The sequence below is a fragment of the Micromonospora inaquosa genome, assembly GCF_003857055.1.
Lineage (GTDB): Bacteria > Actinomycetota > Actinomycetes > Mycobacteriales > Micromonosporaceae > Micromonospora > Micromonospora inaquosa.
The window spans coordinates 1-5,162 of the sequence record NZ_QGSZ01000053.1; the positions used below are offsets into that span (position 1 = coordinate 1).

Sequence of the window (5,162 nt, forward strand, 5' to 3'; positions counted from 1 at the left end):
GTGCCGGCGGGGCCCATGGTTGGCCCGGGGTCAGCGGGTCGGGTGCGGGGAACGCAGCCGAGGGTGGTGCCGTCGGATCCGCGGGTGCAGAGCCCGCCCCCGATGACGCAGACGAGCCGCCGGCGGACGGGTCCGATGGGGGAGAGGTGGACGGTTCGGGCGGGGGCGCGTCGGACATGGCTGCTCCGGGCGGGAGTGGGTATGGGACGGACGAGCCGAGGAGCGGCGCGCCGAACCCGCCGAGAGACTGTCGTACCCGAGAGCGGGCCGCAACCCCGTCGTCTCGGGCTGGGCGGCGAACGGCCGGTGACGCTCGTCCTGTTGTTGCCGCCCAAGCCCCGATCGATCAGATTCCGTGATTGATTACCCGACTTTCGAGCACCCATCATGAGTGAAACTGGGTTAGGCTGCGGGCCATGTGTGGAATCGTGGGATACGCGGGCGCGCGCCCCGCACTCGGCATCGTCCTCGACGGGCTGCGGCGACTGGAATACCGCGGCTACGACTCGGCGGGCGTGGCGATCGTCTGCGACGACCAGCTGCTGACCGAGAAGAAGGCCGGCAAGCTGGCCAACCTGGAGAAGGTGCTGTCCGAGCGGGCCGCCGACGACCCGACCTCCTGCGCGGCCAGCCCGATCGGCATCGGTGACGGCACCACCGGCATCGGGCACACCCGGTGGGCCACCCACGGCGGCCCGACCGACCGCAACGCCCACCCACACGTCGCCGGCGACGGGCGGGTCGCGGTGATCCACAACGGCATCATCGAGAACTTCGCCAGGCTCCGCGCCGAGCTGGAGGCCGACGGCGTCCAGTTCGCCAGCGACACCGACACCGAATGCGCCGCGCACCTGCTCGCCGCCGCGCTGGCCGACCTGCGCGCCGCCGGGCAACCGGACAGCCCGCAGCTGCTCGCCGCCGGCATGCGCGTGGTCTGCCAGCGGCTGGAAGGCGCGTTCACCCTGCTCGCCGTGGACGCCGCCGTGCCCGGTGCGGTCGTCGGTGCCCGGCGCAACTCGCCGCTGGTGGTCGGTCGCGGCGACGGGGAGAACTACCTGGCCAGCGACGTGGCCGCGTTCATCGAGCACACCCGGGAAGCGGTCGAGCTGGGCCAGGACCAGATCGTGCTGATCACCGCCGACAGCATCGAGATCACCGACTTCGAGGGCCAGCCCGCCGCCGGCAAGGACTTCCACATCGACTGGGACTCCTCCGCCGCGGAGAAGGGCGGCTACGACTGGTTCATGCTCAAGGAGATCGAGGAGCAGCCGCAGGCCATCGCCGACACGCTGCTGGGCCGGCTCACCGAGAGCGGTGAGATCGCCCTCGACGAGGTCCGCCTCAGCGACCAGGATCTGCGCGACGTCGACAAGATCTTCATCGTGGCCTGCGGCACGGCATACCACGCCGGCCTGGTCGCCAAGTACGCCATCGAGCACTGGACCCGGATCCCGTGCGAGGTGGAGCTGGCCAGCGAGTTCCGCTACCGCGACCCGGTGCTCGACCGGTCCACGCTGATCGTGGTCATCTCGCAGTCCGGCGAAACGATGGACACCCTGATGGCGCTGCGCCACGCCAAGGAGCAGAAGGCCCGGGTGCTGGCGATCTGCAACACCAACGGCTCGACCATCCCCCGCGAGTCCGACGCGGTGCTCTACACCCACGGTGGGCCGGAGATCGCCGTCGCCTCCACCAAGGCGTTCCTCACCCAGGTCGTGGCCTGCTATCTGATCGGCCTGCACCTGGCCCAGGTGCGCGGGATCAAGTTCGCCGACGAGGTGGGCGCGGTGGTCGCGCAGTTGCAGGAGATCCCCGGCAAGCTGCGTGAGCTGCTCGACCGGATCGAGCCCGTCCGCGAGCTGGCCCGGGAGCTGAAGTCCGAGCCGACAGTGCTGTTCATCGGCCGGCACGTCGGCTACCCGGTGGCCCTGGAGGGCGCGCTGAAGCTCAAGGAGCTGGCGTACATGCACGCCGAGGGTTTCGCCGCCGGTGAGCTGAAGCACGGCCCCATCGCCCTGATCGACAAGGGCACCCCGGTGATCTGCGTGGTGCCCTCGCCGGTCGGCCGGGGCATGCTGCACGACAAGGTCGTCTCCAACATTCAGGAGGTCCGGGCTCGTGGCGCACGGACCATCGTGATCGCCGAGGAGGGCGACGAGGCCGTCGTCCGGTACGCCGACCACCTGATCTACGTGCCGCGTACGCCCACCCTGCTGGCCCCGCTCGTCACCACGGTGCCGTTGCAGGTGCTCGCCGCCGAGATCGCCGCCGCCCGGGGGCACGACGTGGACCAGCCCCGCAACCTGGCCAAGTCGGTCACCGTCGAATAACCACCGCCCACGTCGGGAACCCCGGTCGCCGCACCCCGCGGCGGCCGGGGTTCCGTCGTCACAGCGGGCGGCCCAGCACGACATGGGCCATCCCGTCCAGCGCCGGGTTTCCCGGTGCCCAGTAGCCGGCGTGCCCGCCGCGACCACTCGGGAACACCCGCCCACCGAAACCGGGGTCGGCCGGGTCGTGACCGAACCACAACTCGTGCCCGGTCTGGTCGGGCCAGCCCAACACGGCGGCCAGCGGAGCCGTACGCAGCAGGGCCCGTCGGCCCAGCTCCTCCGGTGAACGGGCCGCCCGGATCACGTCGTCGGGGGCGGTGCTCGCCCAGACCTCACCGGCCGGCACGCCCAGCTCGGCGGCGTGCGACGCGCCGACACCGGGCGAACCGACGAAGACCAGCGCGTCGGCGGCGAGCCCGTGCTCCCGGGCAGCCACACCCACCACCACCGATCCGTAGCTGTGCCCGAGCACGGTCTGCCGGGCGGGCGACCCGTCGTGACTGGCGCGCAGCCCCTCCTGGAAGCGGTGCAACGCCGGGCCGGCGTCCCGGGCCTGACCCGATGAGGCAGCCTCCGTCAGCAGATCCGGAGCGTCGTAGTCCAACCAGAGGACCGCCGCGCTGCGCTCAGCCGGGGCGAGCGCGGCGCACCGGTCCAGCACCCGGGCCGCCCTGCCCAACTCGCCGGCGGCGTCGTCCAGGCCGGCGGTCATCCCCGGCACATAGGTCAACACCCGGTCGGCGTGGTCCGGGTCGCCGAGCGCCACCACCACCCGGCCCTCACCGGCCGGATCCAACCCGAGCAGGTACGCCCGCGGTGCCCCGCCGGCCGCCAGCCGCTCGACCAGCGCGTCCAGGCCGGCCAACCGTCCGGCCACTCCGTGCAGCCGGATCGACGTGAGCGGCCCCGGCGGCACCCGGGACAGCAGCCGTCGCCGCTCGGCCAGCAACTCCGCTCGCCAGCCGTCGAGCCGTAACCGGTTGGCCTGGTCGCGGGCGGCCACCGGCACCCCGTCCAACCGGCCGACCAGGGCCGGCTCACGCCCGATCAGCCATCGTCGCTGCGCCGGGGTCAACCCGGACCACCAGGCGCTGACCAGCGCGGGGGCGGCACCCGGGGCCGGTCGGCCCGGCGGCGGCGCGGACGCCCAGCCGGTGCCGGCGGCCCGGGCCAGCTCAGCCAACCGGTCGGCGGCGACCCGGTCGGCGGTGGCCGCCCCGTCGAGCGCGGCCCGCAGGGCAGCAGCCACCCCGGTCGCTGCCATCCCGGCCGCTGTCACGCCCGCCCGGTCGGTCGGCCGAACCCGGGCGGGATCGACCTGCACCCCACCCGAGCGGTCCACCAGCAGGCCGGCCGCGTCGGCCTGGGCGACCGCCTCGGCGAGCCGGGCCTTCGCCGCCGTCAGCCGACCGGCCAGCTCGGCCAGCACCTGGTCGACCTCGATCAGCGCGGGTGCGATCGAGGTCAGCTCGTCACGGAGATCGCCGAGCCGGGTGTCGGCCGCGGTGGCTGCCCCACCCGACCAACCTCCCCGCAACCGCACGGCGGACGCGCGCAGCCCGCCGACCCGCCGGTCGAGCGGCCCGGTCAACCCCGCCCACGTCGCTCCGGCGGCCCGCCACCCGTCCGGATCGACAGCCCACAGCTGTCGGTAGCCGACGCTGCTCACCGGGGCACCGCGGCAAACCGGTCGGCGGCCCGGTCGTCCACCGTCTCGTACGCCTCGGCCGCCGCGCGGACCCCGCCGGAGGCCGTCGCGACCCGGCCGCCCAGCCGGCAGAACCAGGCGTGCCCGGCTGCCTCCAGCCCGGACAGGGCGGTGGCAGCTCGCCACTCGGGCGCCGTCACCACCAGCCCGGGCACCCCCGCGATGGTCGACGTCAACCGGTGCGCCTCGTCGTCGAGCAGGACGGCGACCGCCCGCAACTCTTCCGGCCGGACGGTGAACGGCTCGTCGGTCATGACCACACCCCCGTGGACGATCGGCATCGACGCGGCTGACGGTAGGCGCGCACCTGGAGTCGCGCGGTGCCCTGTGGACAGCCGAGGTCGAGGCGTACCGCAGGGTGTCCACAGGCGTTGCCCAGCGCGAGCCTGACGGCTAATCTGCGGCCTCGACCGCCGGTAGGGTGATGTGGTGATCGTCGCTGTCGGCATCGACATCGTCCTGGTCGACCGGTTCGCCCGGGTCCTGGGACGGACGCCGCTGCTCGCCGACCGGCTCTTCACCGAGGCCGAGCGGCGCAACCGCTCCGGCAACCCGCGCTCGCCCGAGTCGCTCGCCGCCCGGTTCGCCGCCAAGGAGGCCGTAGCCAAGGCACTCGGCGCTCCGGCCGGGCTGAGCTGGCACGACTGCGAAATCGTGCCCGACCCGGATGGTCGCCCCTGCCTGGCCGTCTCCGGCACTGTCGCGGCGGTGGCCGACGCGCGGGGGATCAACCACTGGCATCTGTCGTTGTCGCACGACGGCGGGATCGCGTCGGCGATGGTGGTCGCGGAACGATGACGTCGGCCGGGAGGGCCGATCAGGCCCGCCCGCGAACGGATGGGGGCACGGTGGCATGAGAGCGGTGTGGCGGGTGGCCGACGTACGGGCGGCCGAGGCGGGGTTGATGGGCACACTGCCGGCGGGGACGCTGATGCAGCGGGCCGGCGCCGGCCTGGCCCGCCGCGCCGCGCTCGTGCTCGCCGAGCGGGGCGGGGTCTACGGGGGCCGGGTGCTGCTGCTGGTCGGCTCCGGTGACAACGGCGGCGACGCGCTGTACGCGGGGGAGCGGTTGGCCCGCCGGGGTGTCCAGGTGTCCGCCATGCTGATCTCCCCCGGGCGGG

The 5,162-nt window shown here is 73.8% G+C and carries 5 protein-coding genes; 3 read left to right on the forward strand and 2 right to left on the reverse strand.

Annotated elements, in window-relative coordinates; genetic code table 11:
- Positions 1 to 416 precede the first annotated feature (416 nt).
- Positions 417 to 2,330: a glutamine--fructose-6-phosphate transaminase (isomerizing) gene (gene glmS, locus DLJ59_RS00620; RefSeq protein ID WP_124770582.1), complete on the forward strand. Its 1,914-nt coding sequence runs from the start codon at positions 417 to 419 to the stop codon at positions 2,328 to 2,330.
- Between the two features lie 58 nt (positions 2,331 to 2,388).
- Here the strand turns inward: glmS and DLJ59_RS00625 are convergent, their stop codons facing one another.
- Positions 2,389 to 4,002, reverse strand: coding sequence for an alpha/beta hydrolase (locus tag DLJ59_RS00625; protein WP_124770583.1), 1,614 nt, complete (start codon positions 4,000 to 4,002; stop codon positions 2,389 to 2,391).
- On the reverse strand, positions 3,999 to 4,295 hold the full coding sequence (locus tag DLJ59_RS00630; protein WP_124770584.1) for a type VII secretion target: 297 nt from the start codon (positions 4,293 to 4,295) through the stop codon (positions 3,999 to 4,001). The genes DLJ59_RS00625 and DLJ59_RS00630 overlap by 4 nt, the downstream gene beginning before the upstream one ends.
- A gap of 175 nt (positions 4,296 to 4,470) precedes the next feature.
- Between DLJ59_RS00630 and DLJ59_RS00635 the strand changes: the two genes are divergently transcribed.
- Both DLJ59_RS00635 and DLJ59_RS00640 read left to right on the forward strand, forming a co-directional pair.
- Positions 4,471 to 4,839 (forward strand): holo-ACP synthase, encoded by a 369-nt coding sequence (locus tag DLJ59_RS00635; RefSeq protein ID WP_124770585.1) that lies wholly within the window; start codon positions 4,471 to 4,473, stop codon positions 4,837 to 4,839.
- 55 nt (positions 4,840 to 4,894) lie between these two features.
- On the forward strand, positions 4,895 to 5,162 hold a 268-nt coding region (locus DLJ59_RS00640; protein WP_244235764.1), incomplete at its 3' end, for an NAD(P)H-hydrate epimerase.